The organism is Streptomyces sp. NPDC087215 (genome assembly GCF_044744885.1).
Taxonomy (GTDB): Bacteria; Actinomycetota; Actinomycetes; order Streptomycetales; family Streptomycetaceae; genus Streptomyces.
In genome coordinates this window covers 22,826-43,921 of the sequence record NZ_JBIUZD010000027.1, presented here as the reverse complement: position 1 = coordinate 43,921, position 21,096 = coordinate 22,826, and the positions used below count along the sequence as shown (strand labels likewise).

Genomic DNA, 21,096 nt, shown 5'->3' with positions numbered 1-21,096 from the left:
GGTCCTGGAAGTCCTTCATCGTGTCTCCGTACGTGATCGGCCGGCGGTGTCGGCCGGGGTGCGGGGGTGAGGCACAGCGGTGGCCGGCCCCAGGTCGAGGCGCTTGTTCATGTCCAGGTGGAAGGTGCCGCAGGGGTTGACGTTGGACCAGAACAGCGCGGTCAGGCCGCGCCGGTCCTCCTCGCTCAGCCTCGATGCCCAGGCCGGTTCGGCCAGGACCTGCTGGACCAGCAGGGTGTTGACGTGGACGAGCGCGGACTGGAGCAGGTACAGGGGGCGAGCATCGAGGTCTCGGCGTGTTCCTTGTCCGGGCCGGTCAGGGCGCCGTCTTTGCCGTAGTGCAGCACGGTGTTCGCCGAGTTCCAGTTCTCGACGACCTGGAGCCCTCCGTGGATCTCCCGACGCAGGCCGGGGCTGGCCAGGTAGTCGCAGGCGAAGATCGTGCGCACGGCACGGCCGAGTTCTTCGAGGGCCTGGTAGGTGGGGTGCTTGGGGCCGCCGCGGTAAAGCGCCGCAGCACCTGCTCGGCCTCCGCCGTTCCGAGCCGGAGCGCGGTCGCATACTTCACCATCTGGTCGTATTGCTGCTCGATCAGTTCCCAGCGGAGGCCGTGTCAGCGAGGCACCGAGCGCGGGCCAGCCGAGCGGGGGGTCGTCCGGGCGGTACAGGCGGATGCCGCCGATGTTCTTCAGCCGCGGCAGCAGGCGGAAATTGAGCAGTTCGGTGAAGGCGAACCCGACCACGCTCGCACCGTGGGTGTCGACGTAGTTCGACTCGATCTCGGCGTCCGTGCAGTGCCGCAGCAAGCCCTCGATCATCACGGCGACCTCGGACGACGAACAGCTCTTGAGCTGGAGTAGATGCAGACGTTCTTCCGCTCGACGTGCCAGTAGATCATCACGCCGTTGCCGCCGTAGCGGGCGTGGTACTCGGTCATGAAGTTCGAGGACCAGGACCCGAACTTCTTCGAGTCCGACGCGCAGGCGGTTCCGCGGCCCCACCATGCGGTGTCGCGGGCGGCGAAGGTGGCATTCACTAGCCTGGTGACGGCAGCCCGGAGGTTGTCGACGGTGATGAAGTGCCGCCGCACGTGCCGCAGCGCTGCCTCGCTCTCGCCGTGCTCGCCGTGCTCGCCGGTCGCCACGATCGCCCGGATGCCCATGTTGGTGCCCAGGGCAAAGAGGGCCAGCAGCAGGCAGCGCTGGAGGACGTCACGCTCGATGCGCTCGTACGCGGCCACCGAGGAGAACTCCTCGGTGAAGCCGGTCAGGAAGTCGGCGTTCTTCAGCACGTCCAGGAGGGTCCAGGACGCCCCAGCGGCGTGCGACCTCCTCCTTGAGGGCCGCCAGGCCGGTGGGCTCGGCCAGCGGCTCCAGCTTCGGAACCGTGATCCACGGCTCGCCCCTGCGGGTGGTGACCTTAACCCCGCCCGCGCTACCGTCCGCGAGAGCGCCGGACAGCTGGTCCAGGCCCGCGGTCATGCGCTTCTTCAGATCCGCGATGAACGCCCTCGGGTTGAGGGGCTGGCGGATCGCGGCGTAGTGCACGGCGCGGGTGGCCTCGAAGTCGCCGGGCAGGTCGTCCTCCGGATTGCGCCAGCGCGCGGCGCCCTCAACGTAGATCTCGCGGCGCCGTATGGCGTCCCGCAGTGCGACCAGAACGCACAGCTCGTACGGGATGCGCTCCACCTTGCTCTTGTCGTCGACGACCGCCTCGCGCCAGTCCTTGCGCACCACGCCGTCCATGGGCACTTCGTCGCCAGCGTCGTAGAAGCGGGTCTTGCCGTCGGCATCGGCGTACTTCTTCAGCAGCTTCATCGCGTCCATCACCGGCCGGTAGGCGGTGTTGTTGCACCTGAAACCCAGCGTGCGCAGCAGCGGAGGCAGCATCTGGCAGTCCGCGAACAGCCCGTCGGGCAGCCCGAGCTTGCGCACGTCGCTGAGCTTGGTGATCTCCGTGAGCAGGGAGTCCAGGCCCACCGCGCCCGGGTCGCGCTTGAGCACGGCCAGCAAGGCAGCCCCCTCCTCGTTGTCCTCGGCCACCAGGGACAGCAGCCGGGCCTTGCCCGCCTGGCCCAGGCGGCCGATCGTGCGGGCACAGAACGTCTTCTCCCACTTGCTCCGCGCCGCGACAAGTACCTTCTCGACCCGGGTACGACCCGGCGGCTCGATCTTCCGCGCCCGGCACTCGACCAGCAGGGCCTCGCGCTGCCGGTCCTCCACAAGCTCGACCGGACAGACCTCCACGGCCAGCCACTCGGCCAGCGCCTTCTCGTCCGCGACCGTCGACGGCCGAAAACCCAGGGCCTCACGGATCTGCTTGCGGTGATACTCGGCAGTCCGGCCGACCAGCGTGTACTTCACGAAGTCGGTGGCCACGACCTTCACCAGACCGGCGACGTACTCCACCGCGGCCGGCGGGACCTCTTCCAGCACATCGGGAAACCGGCCTTCCAGCCCGAAGAACTTCAGCAAGAGGCTGAAGCCGAGCCGGGTCGTCCCGCTCTTGTTCGCCACCAGGTCCCAGTCGCCGTCTACCAGCGTCCAGTTCGCCAACAGCTCTTCTGGCGACCACTCTTGCCGCACGCCCGCCCCTTGGGCCTCGATCACTCGATCACTCGATCACTCGATCACTCGATCACTCGATCACTCGATCACTCGATCACTCGATCACTCGATCAGACCAACGACGACGCCCAGGACGGGGAAACGGGGCTCGTCCGGCTACCCGAGACCTACTTTGCGGCTGGTGTCTGAGCTAGGACTCCGGGGCCGTACGGAGCGGACGTCGAGCACCGCCCCTCGGCCGTCCGGCCCCGCCGGCCCCGCTGGCCCTTCCGGGGCCCGTTTCGCGGCGGCGGGCCCGGAGCGCGCCAGACGGACGGCGGAACGTGCACGAGCACGCGCGTACACCTGTGCACACGTAACGCGAGGGCCAGCGGGGAGGGAGCGCGGGCGTGCGGGCGTGCGGGCGTTGGCAGCCCTCCAGACACCCCGTCAGCCTCCCTCGGCACCCCCTCGGGAGACCCAGACGCGACGCGGGGTCCGCAGACAGGCACCTGCGACCCCGGAGTACCACAGGCAGACGGGGCGCCACCGGGCCCGGTCACCCGCCGGACCACCGCGACACCGGCGGAAGCCGGGGCATCACGAAGCGGGAGCCGGGGGCGCAGCGCCACCGGGCCCGGGACAGCCCGGACCGGGCCAACTCAGACCCACCCCCGTGCATACGGGGAGCAGCTGCGTCTGGAGTGCAGGTGGTCCACCGGGACGAGTCCATCCCCGCGCGTACGGAGAGCAGTCTTCCTGACCTGCGGTCATAGCCCGCGCCCGGCCTCCCCCGGAGCACTTTCACCGAAACGGGCACAACACCCGGCGGAGGGCGCCCCCGGGTCCGGGGACGGCCCGGGGGCGCGGCACCCCGAGGCTGCGGCAGGGGCGGGCGCCGCTCGGGGCGGCGCAGTGCGGGCCGACAGAACGGCGGCCGAAGTCCCGGGATGGGCCCGGAGGCACCACCGCCGGGCCGCCGCCGGGGGCCGGGGCACCGCACGGAACACCCCGGAACACCCCCAGGGGCGCCGCCGGGCCGGGGCGGCGGGTGGGGGTCGGGCAGCGGTGACGGCCTGTCTGACCCCGGGTCGGGGCGCGGCAGGCGGGGCCCGGACTGTGCGCGAAGACACGCTCGACAGCCCTGGAGCGCGACCCGGGAACAGGGCGGGGACGGGGCCGGGAAGGGGCGTACTACGAGGACCGGACCGCGAGGCACGGGGCAGCGGGCCGGGGGCGCTGCAGAGGGCCGGCGGGCAAAGCCGAGACAGCGGACCAGGGCGGGGGCGCGGGCGACGGCCGGGACGACGGTCCTGGTTCGGTCCATCCTCATGTGTACGGGGAGTAGTTGTCCGGGCAGTTGGAGGCCGCCGAGTGCCTGGGGCCATCCTCGTGCGTACGGGGAGCGGTCCGGCTCGTTTCGTGTGTGGTGGGCGGCTGTCCGGGTGTGATCGGGCTGGTTTCCGGGCTTCGGCTTGTGTGGGGTCGGTTGCTCGGGGTGCGGGGTTCTTCTCCGGTGTTCCGGGCCTGCGAGCTGTGTGAGCTTCTGGGGTGTCGGCTGACGCGTGCTGGGTCGGTCTGGCGTGCTGGGGCTTCCTGGCTCGGCGTGCGTACGGCCGGTGTTGGGAGGGGACTTGATGCCCTTTCGGTTTTTGTGAGGCAGTGGGCGACGAGGCGCACACAACAAACCGGGTGTGTGGTTTCATTTGGGGGTGGCTCGCCTGCGGAACCTCGCTCGGCGCGGCTCTTCTTCGGCGTGCCATGGCCGGACACAGGACCTCAGGGATTCGCAGGGAGTTATGGACATGCATTCGCCCTCGCTCCAGCGGACGGTCGCCGAGATACCCCTCGGCCTGTTCGACTCCTTACCGAGGAACGACCAGCGGTCGAAGGCCGGGGAGTACGTGGCCGGGCTGCTGGGGGCCCGGGGGCGCAAGACGCTGCGCAACGTGGCCGAGCAGTTGGGCGGGCAGGGCGCGCGCAAGCAGAGCGTCCACCACTTCATCAGCGAGTCCTCGTGGGAGTGGGAACCGGTGCGGCGGGCACTGGCCCTGCGGACGGACGAACTGCTGGGGTGCCGGGCCCTGGTGGTGCGCCCCACCGTCGTGCCCAAGGCGGGCGGGTACTCGGTCGGGGTGGCGGAGTACTTCGCGCCGCAGCTCGGACGGACCGTCACCGGGCAGCAGTCCTTCGGCGCCTGGCTGGCCGCGCCCGCCGCGGCCGTGCCGGTCAACTGGCAGCTCGTCCTGTCCGCCGACTGGATCGAGGATCTCTCCCGGCGGCAGCGCGCCCACATCCCGGAGACCAGCCGGGCGCTGAGCCCGGAGGAGAACGCCGGTGACGTGGCCCTGCGGGCCACGCGTGCGCTCACCACGGCCCTTCCCGTGGTGCTCGACGCGCCGGGGCTCGATCCGCTGCCGCTGGGGCGGCGTTTCGGGCCGGCGGGGGTGCCGCTGGTCCAGCGGGTCGAGCCGTCCCTGCGGCTGCGGGTCGACCCGCTGGCGTTACCGGGCCACGGCGAGCTGCCGCTCACCGCGGGCCGGCTGGTCGGGGCGCTGCGGCGGCTGTGGCGGCCCCGGGGTCCGCTCGCCTCCGGTGCCCGGAGTCTGTCGATGGCCGTGCCCGTCATGCTGCCGGGTGTCCGTGGGGCGGCCGGGAGGCGGCTCCTGGTGGCCCAGTGGCCCGTGTCCGACCTGTCGGCGGCGCGGCTGTGGCTGGCGGATATGTGGATGCGGCCCGCGGATGTGCTGCGGCTCGCCCGGCTGACGGAGGTCGTGGACCGTGATGATCGTCTGGTGGCCGCTCAGGTGGGGCTGCGGGACTTCGCGGGGCGGTCCTTCCAGGGCTGGCACCGGCACATCACGCTGGCTTCTGTGGCCCATCTCGCCCATGTACGGGCGGCTCTCGGGACGGCGGCGGCTCGCCGGGGGGATCTGGCGCCGCTGCTGCTCGGGGCCGGCTGATCCGTCTTCCCTCGCCGTAGGAGTGTGTGTCATGCGATTCAACCTCATCGGGCCGTTCCAGATCATCGCCGGTAACGGGGCGGTCCTGCCGGTGGGCACCCCCAAGGTCTCTCAGATCCTGGCTGTGCTGCTCACGCATTCGAACGATCTCGTGACGCCGGACACCTTCATCCAGGAGTTGTGGCAGCACAGTCCGCCGCGCTCGGCGCTCAACACGGTGCAGACCTATGTGCATCATGCGCGCAGACTGCTCATGGACGATGTCCGTCCGGACGTCGAGCACTCGTTGCTGACCACGCGGTTCGGTGGGTACACGATGCATGTCGATGATTCGGCGATCGACATCAAGGTCTTCGAGCGGCTGGTGAGCCGGGGCAAGGACGAGCTGCGGGCGGGCCGGTACGAGGCGGCGGCCGATGCCCTGGGGACGGCGCTGGATCTGTGGCGGGGTCCCGCGCTGTCCAATGTGCCGACGGGTGATGTCCTGGCGGGGCGGATCGTGCATCTGGAGGAGTTACGGATCAGGGCGCTGGAACTGCGCATCGAGGCGATGCGGTTGCTGGGGCGGCTGCGTGAGCTGGTCCCCGAGTTGCGGACGCTGGTGCATGACTATCCGCTCAACGAGTGGTTCCACGGCCAGCTCATCGCCGCGCTGCACCAGGCGGGGCGGCGTGCCGAGGCGCTGGACGCTTATCAGAAGGTGCGGCGCATCCTGCGGGAGGAGCTGGGTCTTGAGCCGTCGCCGGACATCCAGTGGCTGCACGAGCGGGTGCTCAGTCCGGTCCGGGTCTCCGTGGCGCCTGCGGCGCCCGTGGCGTCGCGTGGTGGTGGCGTGGTGGTGCCGTTGTGGGAGTCGGTCGGGTCCGGGTGAGCACCCGTCCGTGGTCAGGGGGCGAGGCCGACGGTCTCCGCCTCCCTGGTCTCGGCGCGCCAGGCGGGCATGTCGTCGTGGAGGAGGGCGGCTCGTTCGGCCGAGATCTCCAGGCTGGGCAGGATGTCGGGTTGTGCGATGGCCGGCAGGATGAGCTGGAAGAGCGAGGTGATCTCGCTCGGGAGGTCGTAGTCGCCGGGTAGGCCTTCGGTGACCACTCGGACGCCGGTCCAGCAGGACACGAGCATTCGGGCGGTTCGTGCTTCGTCGATGTCCGGGCGGGTCTCTCCCCGGTCTTTGGCCTCCTTGAGGAATCCGGTGAGCAGTTCGGTCCAGTCGGGCCAGCGGGTGCCGAACTGGCGGCGGGACTGGAGGTCGATGGCCATGCGCAGGGCGGCGCTGAGCATCGGTTCGCGCGGCAGCCGGTAGGCCAGCAGGAGCACGATGTCGATGAGTTCCTGCAGTTTGAGGGTCTGGGGGCGTACGCCGTCGGTGGTCACGGCGGCGGCCAGGACCCCGCGTGCGAGGTCTCCTTTGGACCGGAAGTGGAAGTAGAGGGCCCCCTTGGTCACATCGGCTCGTTCCAGGACCTCGGCGATGGTCGTGGACTCGTAGCCGCGTTCGTCGAAGATCTCGGCGGCGGCCTCCAGGATGGCCCTTCGGGTCCGGATCGCTCGCTCCTGCTGCGCCACAGTCACCCCTAGTACTTGTGTTCTTGCTATCGAAAAAAGGACCGCTTGCGCGGTATATTATCTCGCGCCGGAACCCGGCACCTCATCTCGGCCTGACCCAGGGGGGGATCATGCCTAAAACTTTGCTGTCGGATCGTCAGAGGCACAGCCACGTAGTCCGCCGCATCGCGGCACCCGTTCAGTACCTTCCGAAGGAGTTCGTGCATCTGCACAGGACGGAAGCCGTCCTCCTCACGAACTGGTCCATCCTCGGCTCCGGGCGCTACGCGGTGAGCGCGCGCTGGCCCCGGGGCGGGTTCTTCGGCGACTCGGTGCAGTTGCTGCTCGCCCAGACGATCCGGCAGAGCTGCCTGCTCATCGGGCACGCCGAACTCTCGGTTCCGCTGTCCCACCAGACCCTGATGGAGTGGATGGACTTCAGCGTGGCCAGCGATTTTTACGATCCGAAAAATAAACCGGACAACCTGTTCGTTCTTCTGACGTTCAGGCCGAACAACCCCAGGTCCTTACGGGTCGAGCTGTCGATCCTGTCGGAGGGGCGGCTGGTGGCGGAGTCGCTCCTGGACTTCAGCTGGATCGCCCCCGGCGCCTACCGCAGACTGCGCGGGACGCACGCCGAAGTCCCGTGGGGCGAGGCCCCCGTGCCCTCCCCCGTCCCCGCGCACACCGTGGGCCGCTCCCACGCCCACGAGGTCCTGCTCGCCCCCGCCCAGGTCCCGGGCCGCTGGGAACTGCGCATGGACGTGTCCAACCCCGCGCTGTACGACCACCGGGTCGACCACGTCCCCGGCCTGGTCCTGATAGAGGCGGCCTACCAGGCCGCCCACGCGGTCACCGGACCCGGGCACGGCCCCGTCCGGGTCATGAGCACCTTCGACTCCTACGTCGAGTTCGACGCGCCCTGCCTGATGGAGGCCGTGGTCCTGCCGCCGAAGGAGGAGGGCACCGTCCGCCTGGAGGTCACCGGCGTGCAGAACGGCGAGCGGACCTTCTCCGTCACCATGGACTGCCCGAAGTAACACCGGTCATGACACGGGGGCGGTGCCGGCCGGCACCGCCCCCTCGTCCTTCCCGCCGTCCTCAGCGGTTGACGTATCCTCCGTCGACCGGCATCACGGTGCCGGTGACGTACGAGGACCGGTCGCTGAGCAGCCAGGCCGCGGCCTCGGCCACCTCCTCCGGCGCGGCGGTGCGGCCCTGCGGGGTGACCGCGTGCACCGCCTCCTCAAGGCCGGGATTGCGCGCGTACCAGTCCGCCGTGATCTCGCTGCGCGTCGAACCGGGCGCCAGCGCGTTCACCCGGACGCCCTGGCGGGCGTACTCGTCGGCCGCGGCTCGGGTGAAGCCCACCACCGCGTGCTTGGACGCCACGTAGGGGGCCGCGGTGGGGATCGCCACCAGGCCGCCCACACTGCTGTTGTTGACGATGGCGCCGCCGACGCCGTTCGCGAGCATCGCCCCGATCTCGGCGCGCAGACAGTTCCACAGCCCCCGTACGTTGGTGTCGACGATGGTGTCGTACACCCCGTCCTCCATCTCGTGCAGGGGGGACCGGTCCCCCCCGATGCCCGCGTTGTTGAAGGCGCCGTCGAGCCGTCCGTGACGTTCCGTCACGTGCGCGACCGCGCGCCGCGCGTCCTCGGCGCGCGTCACGTCGCACACCACCGCGGACGCCTCGAAGCCCTTGGACGTCAGTTCCGCCGCGAGGGCGGTGAGTCTCTCCTCCCGGCGCGCGGCGAGGACCACCGACGCCCCTTCGCGGGCGAAGAGGTACGCCGCCGCCGCGCCGATTCCGCTGCTCGCCCCGGTGACAAGGATGACCTTGCCCTTCAGTAACACACCCGTATCGCTCATGGCGCCGATGCTGCCACCGGGCACCCGGCGACCGGTCCACTTCCTGTCAGGTCAAGGGAAGGTATGTCAGGTCATGAACCCGTCAAACGGAAGGGGATGTCCGGGCGGACGGAAAGAAGAGGTCCGGGCCGGGGCACACCGGCCCGGACCTCCCGTCAGACGCCCGCCGGGACGCGGCCCGGCGCGGGCGGGAAGTGGCCCACCTCGACGAAGAACTCGATGTACCGGGAGAAGAGTTCGGCCGTGAGGGGCGGGCAGTCGACACCGGTGCCCGCGAGGCACGCGAGGGTCTCGGAGGTGTCGATCGGCGGATAGAAACCGTCGGTGTCGGAGGTCATCATCTCGAAGGCGTGCAGCAGCGGCCGGAGCGCGTTGTCACTGCTCGCGCCGACCTTCTCGTTCCAGCTCGGCCAGTCCTGCTCCTCCAGCGCGTACCCGTGCGCCCGCAGGTGCTCCACGCACTCGGCGAGGCTGAGGGAGCTCTGGTTGAACAGGTGGAACGTCCGCCCGGCCGTGTCCGCCTGCCGGGCGAGGGTGGTGATGGCGGCGCTGACGTAGTCGACCGGCAGCAGATGGAACCGGCCGTCCGTACCGACGGGAACCGACGCCGACTGGAGGATGCCCTTGAGGCTGAGCCAGACGAAGTCGCGGGTCTGGCAGGCGCCGTTGCGGGTGTCGCCGGAGATCACGTCCACCCGGTAGACCGAGACGGGCAGGCCCCGGTCGCGGGCGGTGCCGATGAGCTGCTCGGCGACCCACTTGCTCTGGAGATAGCCACTGGGCAGGGCCTCGGCGGGACCGGTCGGGTCGGTCACCCTGAGCGGGACGCCCTCCTCCCGCACACCGTCGAACACACCGACGGTGGAGACGTAGTGGACGGGCGCGGTGCGGTGCCGGGCCGCCAGGCGCAGCACCTCCTCGGTGCCGCGGACGTTGGCGTCGCGCAGCGCCGTGTAGGGGTGCAGCCAGTGGACCCGGGCGCCGTTGTGGTAGACGGCGTCCACCGTCCGCGCCAGGCCGTCGAAGCGCTCCTCGGTGAGACCCAGCCGCTCCTCGGCCAGATCACCCAGGACGAGGGAGAGCCGGTCCTCGTCGACCTCGTCCCACAGCCGGTACCACTCCATGTTGGTCCGCAGCCGCTTCCTCGCCTCCTCCTGGTCGGCGCCGCGGACCAGGCAGTGGATCGTCGCCTTCGTCGTCCGCATCAGGTCGCGCAGCAGGAACGCGCCGAGGAAGCCGGTGGCGCCGGTCAGCAGGACCTCCTCCGGGTCCCGCACCGAGCTGACGGCCTCGGCCGCCGGGCGGATGTCGGCGGCGAGGCTCACCTCCGCGGCGAAGTCCACGGCGGGCGGCGCGGCGGCGGTGCCGGGACCGGACCCGCCCGCCAGCTGTCCGCAGACGAAGGCCGCGAGGGCGGCCGGGGTGGGGTGGTCGAAGACCAGCGTCGCGGGCAGCTTGGAGCCGGCCAGGACACCGAGCCGGTTGCGGAGCTCGACGGAGGTCAGCGAGTCGAAGCCCAGCTTGGTCAGCGGCTGTCCGGCCCGGACCCCGGAGGTGTCGGGATGGCCCAGGACGGCCGCGGTCACGGTGAGCACCGCGTCCAGGACGGCCTGTTCGCGCGCGGGCCCTTCGAGCCCGGCGACCAGGTCGGCGAGCGAGCCGGCCGCCGCCGTGCCCTGCCCGGCGGCGGCCGGGCGGGCGGGAACGGGCGCCAGAGCGGTGAGGACCGCCGGGATGCGGCCGGGCTGTTCGCGCAGGACGGCGATGTCCAGGGGGGTCGCGACGACGGCCGCTGCCCCCAGGGCCATCGCCCGGTCGAGCAGCGCGGGCCCCTGGCCCTGGGGCACGGGCCGGAAACCGCTGCGGGCGATGCGCCCGAGGTCGGTCTCGCTGAGGTGACCGCTCATGCCGCCGGACTGCTCCCACAGACCCCAGGCGACCGAGGTGGCGGGCAGGCCGTGGGCGCGGCGGTGGGCGGCGAGGGCGTCCAGGAACTGGTTGGCGGCGGCGTAGTTGGACTGGCCGGGGCCGCCGACGACGGCCGCGACGGACGAGAAGAGGACGAAGGCGGTGACCGGCGCGTCCTGGGTGAGGCGATGCAGGTTCCAGGCGGCGTCGACCTTGGGCCGCAGCACCGCGTGCAGCCGCTCGGGGGTGAGGGTGGCGAGAAGGCCGTCGTCCAGGACGCCCGCGGCGTGCACGACGCCGGTCAGCGGCAGGTCGGCGGGGATCGTGCCCAGGAGCCGGGCGAGCGCGGTGTGGTCGGCCGTGTCGCAGGCGGCGAGCGTGACCCGGGCGCCCAGGGCGGTCAGTTCGGCCGTCAGCTCCCCGGCTCCGGCGGCGGCGGGGCCGCTGCGGCTGGTGAGCAGGAGATGGCGCACTCCGTGCTCGGTCACCAGGTGGCGGGCGAAGAGGGCGCCGAGGCTGCCGGTGCCGCCGGTGATCAGGACCGTTCCGTCGGGGTTCCAGGCCGGGACGCTGCCGGGGGCGGGGGGCGCGGTCCGGGCGAGCCGGGGGACGTAGACCTGTCCGGCGCGCACGGCGGCCTGGGGTTCGCCGGAGACGGCGGGGGCCACGACGGGCCCGTCACCGGCACCGGAGGGCGCACCGGGGTCGGTGTCGACCAGGACGATCCGGCCGGCGTGCTCGGACTGGGCCGAGCGGAGCAGGCCCCAGACGGCGGCGCCCGCCAGGTCGGTGACGTCCTCCCCCTCCCGGGTGGCGACCGCGCCCGAGGTGACCACGGCGAGCCGGGTCCCTTCGAGGCGCTCGTCGGCCAGCCACTCCCGTACCAGCATGAGGGTCTTCTCCGTGGTGGCGTGGACCGAGCCGGGCAGCGAGCCCGCCGGTTCCGGCCGGGTGCGCAGCACGACCAGGGGAAGCGTCCGGCCCGCGGCGACGGCTTCGGCGGCCTCGGCGGGGCTCGTGAAGTCGTCGCCGTCGCCGAGCGTGGCCGGGCGGGTCTCCCCCGCCGCCGCCACGCCCAGCGGCGTCCAGCCCAGGTGGAACAGTGCGTCGTCGTGCCGGGCGGCGGCCGTCGCGAAGGTGGCGTCGTCGACGGCGCGGACCGCGGCCTCGGTGACGAGGGCGACGGGCTGCCCCGCCGGGTCGGCGAGTTCGACGCGCGCGGAACCGGCGCCCCCGGGGGTGATGCGGACCCGGAGCGAGGTGGCGCCGGTCGCGTGGAGCCGTACGCCGCGCCAGTGTCCGGCGAGCGGCGCCCCGTCCCGTACGGAGGGCAGGAGGGGCCGTACCGCCGCGTCCAGGAGTGCGGGGTGGAGAGTGAAACCCCCGGTGCCGGTCGCGGGGTCGGGCAGGGCGGCCTCGGCGAGGAGTTCGTCGCCTCGGCGCCAGGCGGCGGTGAGCAACTGGAAGGCGGGCCCGTACACGAGGCCCTCGGCGGCGAGTCCGGCGTACAGCTCTTCGAGGGCGATCTCCTCGGCGTCGGCGGGCGGCCACTGGGCCGGTGTGAACGCGGGGCCCTCGGCGGTGGTGCTCAAGGTGCCGTGGGCGTGCGCGGTCCACGGTGCGTCGGGGTCGTCGGGGCGGCCGTGCACGGTGACGGAGCGGCGGCCGGTGGTGTCGGCGGCGCCCACGGCGACCTGGAGCTGGTGTCCGGTGCCTTCGGCGAGGACGAAGGGGGCGTCCAGGACGAGTTCGTCGAGGGTGCTCGTCCCCGACTCGTCCCCGGCTCTGACGACGAGTTCCACGAGTGCGGCGGGCGGCAGCACCACGGCTCCGGCGACGGTGTGGTCCGCGAGCCACGGCTGGGTGCGGGGGGAGAAGGTGCTGGTGAACACGGTCCGGTCGGCGCCCGCGAGGACGACGGCGGCGCCGAGCAGTGGGTGGCCGGTCGCCCGCATACCGAGTCCGGCGGCGTCGGGGGCGGTGGCCGCCGACTCCACCCAGTAGCGCTGGTGCTGGAAGGCGTAGGTGGGCAGCGGGACCTTGCGGGCGCCGGTGCCGGAGAAGAAGCCGTTCCAGTCGACGGGGACGCCGTGCTGGTGGAGACGGCCGAGCGCGGTGACGGCCGTGAGGACCTCGGGGCGGTCGCGGCGGGTGAGGGCGACGGTGGTGGGGACCAGTTCGGCCGCGAGGGCGGAGAGGGTCCCGTCGGGGCCGAGTTCCAGGGTGGCGGTGACGCCCTGGGCCGTCATCGTCTCCACGGCGTCCGCGAAGCGGACGGTGCCACGGACCTGACCGGCCCAGTACTCCGCCGTACGCAGATCGGTGCCGGTGGCGACCTTGCCCGTGACCGTCGAGACCACCGCGATACGGGGCGCCTCATACGCGATGCTCGACGCGACGGCCCTGAACTCGGCCAGCATCGGATCCATCAGAGGCGAATGAAAAGCGTGACTGACCGTCAGGCGGCGGGTCCGGCCGCCCGACTCCCCCACTCTGCGGGCCACTTCGAGTGTCGCCGTCTCCTCACCGGAGACGACGACCGAGCGGGGGCCGTTGACGGCGGCGATCGCGACCTGGCCCTCCAGGAGGGCGGTGACCTCCGCCTCGGTCGCTTCCACGGCGACCATCGCACCGCCCCGGGGCAGGGCCTGCATCAGACCGGCACGGGCCACCACCAGACGGGCCGCGTCCTCCAGCGAGAACACCCCCGCCACATGCGCCGCCGCCAGCTCGCCGATCGAATGACCCGCGACGAAGTCCGGACGCACACCCCAGGACTCCACCAGGCGGAAGAGAGCGACCTCGACCGCGAACAGCGCGGGCTGCGTCCACCCCGTCTCGTCCAGGCCCTCACCCGAGGCGATCACCTCACGCAGAGAACCACCCAGAGCAGGGTCGAGGAGGGAGGTGATCTCGTCGAAGGCCGCCGCGAACACCGGGAACGCCTCATACAGCTCCTGCGCCATTCCCGCCCGCTGCGCACCCTGGCCCGTGAACAGGAAACCCGTACGGCCTCCGGCCCGTTCACCACTCACCAGGCCCGGGGCCGAACCGCCCTCGGCCAACGTCCTTAGCCCTGCGAGCAGTTCCTCACGGTCCCCGCCCGTCACCACCGCACGGTGGTCGAGGGCCGCACGCCCCGCCGCCAGGGAGAAACCGACGTCCAGGGGGGAGAGAGCGGTGTCGGCCGTGATGTGGTCGAGGAAGCGGCGGGCCTGCTCCCGCAGGGCGTCCGGGGTCCTGGCCGACACCAGCCAGGGGACCACGGGCAGGTCGGCGGTCGCGGCCGGCTCCGTCCGCCCGGTCCCCTCGGCCGGTGCGGGCTCCCGCGCGGGCGGCTGCTCGATGATCACGTGCGCGTTGGTGCCGCTGACGCCGAAGGCGGAGACGGCCGCCCTGCGGGCGCGCTCGGTGTCCGGCCAGTCGCGGGCCTCGGTGAGCAGTTCGACGGCCCCGGAGTCCCAGTCCGCCATCGGCGTGGGGCTCTCCACGTGCAGGGTGCGGGGCAGCACTCCGTGCTCCATGGCCTGGATCATCTTGATGACGCCGCCGACACCGGCGGCGGCGACGGTGTGCCCGATGTTCGACTTCAGGGAGCCGAGGTAGAGCGGACGGCCCTCGGGCCTGTCCTGTCCGTAGGTGGCGAGCAGGGCCTGCGCCTCGATGGGGTCGCCGAGCCGGGTGCCCGTGCCGTGCGCTTCCACGGCGTCGACGTCGGCGGTGGTCAGGCCCGCGTCGGCGAGGGCCTGGCGGATGACGCGTTCCTGGGAGGGCCCGTTGGGGGCGGTCAGGCCGTTGGAGGCGCCGTCCTGGTTGACGGCGGAGCCCCGGATGACGGCCAAGACCTGGTGGCCGTTGCGGCGGGCGTCGGACAGCTTCTCCACGAGGAGCATCCCGACGCCCTCCGACCAGGAGGTGCCGTCCGCGTCGGCGGAGAAGGACTTGATGCGGCCGTCGGGCGCGAGGCCGCTCTGCCGGGAGAAGTCGACGAATCCACCCGGGGTCGCGGTCACCGTCACCCCGCCCGCGAGGGCGAGGTCGGACTCGCCGGAGCGCAGCGACTGGATCGCGAGGTGGAGGGCGACGAGCGAGGAGGAGCAGGCGGTGTCGACGGAGAGGGCGGGGCCTTCGAGCCCGAGGCTGTAGGCGACCCGGCCGGAGGCGACGCTGCTGAGCTTGCTGGTCAGCAGGTAGCCCTCGAACTCCTCGGGGCCTTCCAGGCCCAGGTAGCTCTGCTCGATGATGCCCGCGAAGACGCCCGTACGGCTGCCGCGCAGGGTGTCGGGGTCGATCCCGGCCTGTTCGAACGCCTCCCAGGACGTCTCCAGGAGCAGGCGCTGCTGCGGGTCCATGGCCAGGGCCTCGCGGGGTGAGATCCCGAAGAACCCGGCGTCGAAGAGGGCGGCGTCGTGCAGGAATCCCGCCCTTCGGGTGTAGGAGGTGCCGGGGCGGCCCGGGTCGGGGTCGTAGAGGCGGTCCAGGTCCCAGCCCCGGTCGGTGGGGAAGTCGGTGATGGCGTCGGTGCCGGAGTCGACCAGCCGCCACAGGTCGTCGGGGGATGCCACTCCGCCGGGGAAGCGGCAGGCCATGCCGACGACGGCGATCGGCTCGGAGTCGGCCGCTTCGAGGGCGGCGATCCTGCGGTTCGCCTTCTGCAGGTCGACGGTGACCCGCTTCAGGTACTCGACCAGTTTCTCTTCGTTCGACGGGTTGGACATCGGGTTCGTGCTCTCCTCGGGCGAAGGCTGAGTGGCAGGGGGCCGGTCCGGCGGAAATAAGGGGTCCGCCGGACCGGCGCTGGGGGCCGTCCGCCACGGGGGGCGGAGCGGCGCCTAGGGGGTGGAGCTGCCGAGTTCGTTGTCGATGAAGCTGAGGAGCTCGTCGACGGAGGCCGCTTCGATGGCGTCGGACGTGTCGGTGCCGGGGGCGGCGGGCGGGCCGTCGGTCCCCTCGACGCGGGACAGCAGGGCCCTCAGCCGGGCGGAGACGGCCGAGCGGTCCTGGTCGTCCCCCGAGACGGCGGCCAGTTTCCTCTCCATCCGGTCGAGTTCGTCGAGGAGCGTCCGGCGGGCGTCGGGGGCCTGCGGGGCGAGGCGGTCCCGCAGGAGCGTGACGAGGGCCGCCGGGGTGGGGTGGTCGAACACGAGGGTGGCGGGGAGCTTGACCCCGGTGGCGGTGCCGATCCTGTTGCGCAGGTCGACCGCGGTGAGGGAGTCGAAGCCGAGGTCCTGGAAGGCGCGTTCGGGGGCGATGGAGTCGGCGTCGGTGCGGCCGAGGACCGCGGCGACGTCGGTGCGGACGAGGGTCAGCAGGAGTTGTTCCTGTTCGACCTCGCTCAGTTCGCCCAGGCGTGCGGCGATGTCGGATGCCGGGTCGGACGCCGGGTCGGCGGGTTGGGACCGGGCGACGCGGCGGCCCGGCAGGGCCGCCAGTTCGGTCAGGAGCGCGGGGACACGGGCCTGGGCCCGTACGGCGGACACTCCCACGGGGGTCGCGACGAGCGCGGGCCGGCCGTCGCCGGTGGCCCGGTCGAACAGGGAGAGGCCCTCGACGCGGGCGATGGGGCGGAAGCCGTCGCGGGCGAAGCGGTTGAGGTCGCTCTCGGCGAGGTGGGCGTTGATGCCGCCGAGCTGCCACAGGCCCCAGGCGAGGGAGGTGGCGGGCAGGCCGTGGGCGTGCCGGTGGGCGGCGAGGGCGTCCAGGAAGGCGTTGGCGGCGGCGTAGTTGGCCTGGCCGGGTCCGCCGAGGACGCCGACGGTGGAGGAGAACGTCACGAACGCCTCCAGGTCCAGGTGGCGGGTCAGCTCGTGCAGGTGCCAGGCCGCGTCCGCCTTGGGGCGCAGCACGTCGGCGAGCCTGTCGTCGGTGAGTGTGGGGATCAGCCCGTTGTCGAGGACGCCCGCGGTGTGGACGACCGCGGTCAGCGGGTGCTCCTGCGGGACGGCCGCGAGGACGCGGGCGAGTGCGTCGCGGTCGGCGGCGTCGCAGGCGGCGACGGTGACGTGGGCGCCGATGCCCCGCAGGTCGTCGAGGAGCCCCGCCACGCCGTCGGCCTGTTCGCCGGTGCGGGAGAGCAGCAGGAGCCGGGTGGCGCCGTGCTCGGCGACGAGGTGGCGGGCGAACTCGGCGCCGAGGGTGCCGGTGCCGCCGGTGACGAGGACCGTGCCGTGCTTCCAGACGGGGGTACGGCCGGAGGGCGGGGCGGTGGCGGGGACGCGGCGCAGCCGGGGCAGGAGGGTGGTCCCGTCGCGGAGGGCGGCCTGGGGTTCGCCGGAGGCGAGGAGGGCGGAGAGCGCGCCGGTGCCGGTGCCGTGGTCTGTGCCGGTGCCCGCGTCGGCGGCGGCGGTGTCGGTGTGGGTGTCGATGAGGACGATGCGGTCCGGGGCTTCCGACTGGGCCGAGCGGAGCAGGCCCCAGACGGCGGCGCCCGCCAGGTCGGTGACGTCCTCCCCGTCGCAGGTGGCGACCGCGCCCGAGGTGGCGACCACGAGCCGGGTCGCTCCGAGGCGCTCGTCGGCCAGCCATTCCCGTACCAGTGTGAGGGCCTTCCGGGTGGCCGTGTGTGTGGCGGCGGCCTGGTCGGCCGGGGGGCCGGCGGGGGTCCAGGGCAGCAGGACGGCGTCGAGGCGGGTGCCGGAGGCGAGGGCTTCGGCCACGGCCGCCGGGTGCGGATAGCGGTGTGCGCCGCGCGCGTCGTGTCCGCCGCTGTCGGTGTCCAGGACGGCCCAGGCGAGCGGCTCGGCGGGCTGTGGGAGCGCGGTGGGCGTCCAGTCCAGGTGGAACAGCGATTCGCGTCCTGTGCTGTCGCCGCCGACGGCGGCCCTGAACTGCTCGTTGGGTATGTCGCGGAAGACGATGGACTCCACCGAGACGACCAGGTCACCGGCCGCGTCGGCGAGCTGGAGCGAGAAGGAGTCCTCGTCGATCTCGGTGACCCGGGCCTTGACGGCGGTCGCGCCGGTGGAGTGGAGCCGTACTCCGTACCAGTCGGCGGGGACCGGGATCGTCCCGGCGGCCGGGTTCTCGGGGCGGGTCGGCAGGGCGGCCTGGAGCAGTACCGGGTGCAGTCCGTAGCGTCCGGCGTCGGACTGGAGTCCGTCGGGGAGCTGGATCTCCGTGGTCCGGCCCGTGGTGTCGTCGTTCCAGGTGAGGGAGGCGGCGACCTCGGGCTCCTCGGTCAGGTACCAGCCCTCGGCGTGCATGGTCCACGGGGCGTCGAAGTCGTCGGGGCGGGAGTACAGGCACAGGCAGTGCCGTCCGGTGTCGTCCGGGGTTCCGGCCCTGACCTGGAGCTGGATGTTGCCTTCCTCCGGGAGCACCAGCGGCACCTGGAGGTTGAGTTCGTCGAGTGCCGGGTGGCCGATCAGGTCGCCCGCGTGGATGGCGAGTTCGACCAGGGCGGAGGCCGGGAGGACGGGCGAGCCGAGGACGACGTGGTCGGCGAGCCACGGGTGGCTCTTGAGGGAGAGGCGGCTGGTGAACAGGATCTGGTTGAAGCCTGCCACGGTGATGGGCGAACCGAGGACCGGGTGGCCGGAGGAGGGGGCACCGGTGTCGTGGGCCTCGGCGGTGGGGCGGGGTTCGAGCCAGTAGCGGCGGCGCTGGAAGGCGTAGGTGGGCAGGGGGACCTGGCGGGCACCGGTCCCGGCGTAGAGGGTGCGCCAGTCGACGGGAACACCCCGGGTGTGGAGCGCGCCCACCGCCGACAACAGTGTCACCGCCTCGTCACGGCCCCGGCGGAGCGCCGGAACCGCGCCCTCGGCCAAAGCCGACAGGACACCGTCGGGACCCACCTCCAGGTAGGAGGTCACCCCCTCGGCCGTCATCGTCTCCACGGCGTCCGCGAAGCGGACCGTGCCACGGACCTGACCGGCCCAGTACTCCGCCGTACGCAGATCGGTGCCGGTGGCGACCTTGCCCGTGACCGTCGAAACCACCGCGATACGGGGGGCTTCGTACGTGACGTCCGACGCGACGGCCCTGAATTCGGCCAGCATCGGATCCATCAGAGGCGAATGGAAAGCATGACTGACCGCCAGGCGGCGGGTCCGGCCGCCCGACTCCCCTACTCTGCGGGCCACTTCGAGCGTCGCCGTCTCCTCACCGGAGACGACGACCGAGCGGGGGCCGTTGACGGCGGCGATCGCCACCTGGCCCTCCAGGAGCGCGGTGACCTCGGCTTCCGTCGCTTCTGCGGCGACCATCGCACCACCGCGCGGCAGGGCCTGCATCAGACCGGCACGGGCCACCACCAGACGGACCGCGTCCTCCAGCGAGAACACCCCCGCCACATGCGCCGCCGCCAGCTCGCCGATCGAGTGACCCGCCACGAAGTCCGGACGCACACCCCAGGACTCCACCAGGCGGAAGAGAGCGACCTCGACCGCGAACAGCGCGGGCTGGGTCCACCCCGTCTCGTCCAGACCCTCACCCGAGGCGATCACCTCACGCAACGAACCACCCAGAGCGGGATCGAGGAGAGCGGTGATCTCGTCGAAAGCCGCCGCGAACACCGGGAAGGTGCCATGAAGCTCCTGCGCCATTCCCGCCCGCTGCGCACCCTGGCCCGTGAACAGGAAACCCGTACGGCCTCCGGCCCGTTCACCACTCACCAGGCCCGGGGCCGAACCGCCCTCAGCCAGTGCGCGGATTCCGGCGAGCAGTTCGCCACGGTCCCGGCCCGTCACCACCGCACGGTGGTCGAGGGCCGCACGCCCCGCCGCCAGGGAGAAACCGACGTCCAGGGGGGAGACGTCGAGGTCTGCCGTGAGGCGGGCGTTCAGCCGTCGTGCCTGGTCGCGGAGGGCGGTGGCCGTCTTGCCCGAGATGGTCCAGGGGATGACGGGGAGTGCTGCCGCCAGCGGGGGCCTGTCCTCGGTGTTCTCGGCCGCCGGTGCTTCCTCGATGATGACGTGGGCGTTGGTGCCGCCGAAGCCGAACGAGGAGACGGCCGCGCGGCGCGGGGTGCCGGTCTCGGGCCAGGGTCTTGCCTCCTTGAGGAGGGACACGGCGCCCGTGTCCCATTCGACGTGGGTGGTCGGCTGATCGCTGTGCAGGGTGCGAGGCATCACGCCGTGCTCCATGGCCTGGATCATCTTGATGACGCCGCCGACTCCTGCGGCGGCCTGGGCGTGGGCAATGTTCGACTTCAGGGAGCCGAGGTAGAGCGGGCGGCCTTCGGGCCGGTCCTGTCCGTAGGTGGCGAGGAGCGCCTGTGCCTCGATGGGGTCGCCGAGCCGGGTGCCCGTGCCGTGTGCTTCGACGACGTCGATGTCGGCGGGTGTCAGGCCCGCGCCCGCGAGGGCCTGGCGGATGACGCGTTCCTGTGCGGGGCCGTTGGGGGCGGTCAGGCCGTTGGAGGCGCCGTCCTGGTTGACGGCGGAGCCCCGCATGACGGCCAGGACCCGGTGGCCGTTGCGGCGGGCGTCGGAGAGTTTCTCGACGAGGAGGAGTCCGACGCCTTCGGCCCAGCCGGTGCCGTCGGCCGCGGCGGAGAAGGACTTGCTGCGGCCGTCGGCGGCGAGTCCTCGCAGCCGGGAGAACTCGATGAAGGCGACCGGTGTCGACATCACGGTGACGCCGCCCGCGAGGGCGAGGTCGCATTCGCCGCGGCGCAGGGCGTTGGCCGCGAGGTGGAGGGCGACCAGGGAGGAGGAGCAGGCGGTGTCGATGGTGACGGCCGGGCCTTCGAGGCCGTAGGTGTAGGCGACGCGGCCTGAGGCTATGGAGCCCGCGCTGCCGCTGAAGAGGTAGCCCTCGAAGTCCTCCGGTGGGAGGTGGTGGCGTGATCCGTAGTCGTTGTACATGACGCCGGCGAACACGCCGGTGCGGGTTCCTTTGAGGGAGACCGGGTCGATGCCGGCGCGTTCGAAGGTCTCCCAGGCGGTCTCCAGGAGGAGGCGCTGCTGTGGGTCGGCCGCGAGGGCTTCGCGGGGGGACATGCCGAACAGGTCGGGGTCGAAGAGGTCGGCGTCGTAGAGGAAGCCGCCTTCGCGGGAGTAGGAGGTGCCGGTCTTCTCGGGGTCGGGGTCGTAGAGGCGGTCCAGGTCCCAGCCCCGGTCGGTGGGGAAGTAGGAGACGGCGTCGGTGCCGTCGGCGACCAGTTGCCACAGGTCTTCGGGCGAGGCGACGCCTCCCGGGTAGCGGCAGGCCATGGAGACGATGGCGATCGGTTCTTGTTCCTTGTCCTCGACCTCGCGCAGACGCTTGCGTGCGTCTCGGGCGTCGGCGATGGCCCTCTTGAGGTATTCGCGGAGTTGTAC

At 72.2% G+C, this 21,096-nt stretch carries 7 protein-coding genes and 4 pseudogenes; 3 read left to right on the top strand and 8 right to left on the bottom strand.

Going from position 1 to position 21,096, the window contains the following annotated elements; genetic code table 11:
* Positions 1–15: 15 nt before the first annotated feature.
* From ACIO92_RS33600 to ACIO92_RS33585, 4 genes and pseudogenes are all read right to left on the bottom strand, one after another.
* Complete coding sequence (locus tag ACIO92_RS33600; protein ID WP_402596824.1) at positions 16–231, bottom strand: hypothetical protein; 216 nt, start codon at positions 229–231, stop codon at positions 16–18.
* Positions 186–571 (bottom strand): annotated as a pseudogene (locus tag ACIO92_RS33595) (Tn3 family transposase). The gene ACIO92_RS33600 and the pseudogene ACIO92_RS33595 overlap by 46 nt, the downstream one beginning before the upstream one ends.
* 136 nt (positions 572–707) lie before the next feature.
* Positions 708–1,240: pseudogene (locus ACIO92_RS33590) on the bottom strand (Tn3 family transposase); the annotation flags it as partial.
* The gene (locus tag ACIO92_RS33585; protein WP_402284246.1) at positions 1,212–2,609 is read right to left on the bottom strand and encodes a DUF4158 domain-containing protein; all 1,398 of its coding nucleotides are present in this window, start codon (positions 2,607–2,609) and stop codon (positions 1,212–1,214) included. The gene ACIO92_RS33585 and the pseudogene ACIO92_RS33590, both read right to left, overlap by 29 nt.
* Positions 2,610–4,351: 1,742 nt before the next feature.
* Here ACIO92_RS33585 and ACIO92_RS33580 point away from each other — a divergent pair.
* Positions 4,352–5,509 carry an IS701 family transposase gene (locus ACIO92_RS33580; protein ID WP_401242329.1) on the top strand — a complete coding sequence of 386 codons (1,158 nt, stop codon included), beginning with the start codon at positions 4,352–4,354 and terminating at the stop codon, positions 5,507–5,509.
* Positions 5,510–5,540: 31 nt separating this feature from the next.
* Positions 5,541–6,380 carry an AfsR/SARP family transcriptional regulator gene (locus ACIO92_RS33575; RefSeq protein WP_366446314.1) on the top strand — a complete coding sequence of 280 codons (840 nt, stop codon included), beginning with the start codon at positions 5,541–5,543 and terminating at the stop codon, positions 6,378–6,380.
* 14 nt (positions 6,381–6,394) lie between these two features.
* Here ACIO92_RS33575 and ACIO92_RS33570 read toward each other — a convergent pair whose 3' ends face one another.
* Entirely contained in the window at positions 6,395–7,072 is a 678-nt protein-coding gene (locus ACIO92_RS33570) for a ScbR family autoregulator-binding transcription factor (protein ID WP_366446313.1), read from the bottom strand.
* A gap of 110 nt (positions 7,073–7,182) precedes the next feature.
* On the opposite strand from ACIO92_RS33570, the gene ACIO92_RS33565 reads away from it, so the two are divergent.
* Positions 7,183–8,091 (top strand): ScbA/BarX family gamma-butyrolactone biosynthesis protein, encoded by a 909-nt coding sequence (locus ACIO92_RS33565; RefSeq protein ID WP_366446312.1) that lies wholly within the window; start codon positions 7,183–7,185, stop codon positions 8,089–8,091.
* 61 nt (positions 8,092–8,152) lie between these two features.
* On the opposite strand, the gene ACIO92_RS33560 is transcribed toward ACIO92_RS33565, so the two are convergent.
* From ACIO92_RS33560 to ACIO92_RS33550, 3 genes and pseudogenes are all read right to left on the bottom strand, one after another.
* Positions 8,153–8,926 carry an SDR family NAD(P)-dependent oxidoreductase gene (locus tag ACIO92_RS33560; protein WP_401242333.1) on the bottom strand — a complete coding sequence of 258 codons (774 nt, stop codon included), beginning with the start codon at positions 8,924–8,926 and terminating at the stop codon, positions 8,153–8,155.
* Between the two features lie 155 nt (positions 8,927–9,081).
* Positions 9,082–15,552 (bottom strand): annotated as a pseudogene (locus ACIO92_RS33555) (type I polyketide synthase); the annotation flags it as partial.
* Between the two features lie 114 nt (positions 15,553–15,666).
* Positions 15,667–21,069, bottom strand: a pseudogene (locus tag ACIO92_RS33550) (SDR family NAD(P)-dependent oxidoreductase); the annotation flags it as partial.
* Positions 21,070–21,096 lie beyond the last annotated feature (27 nt).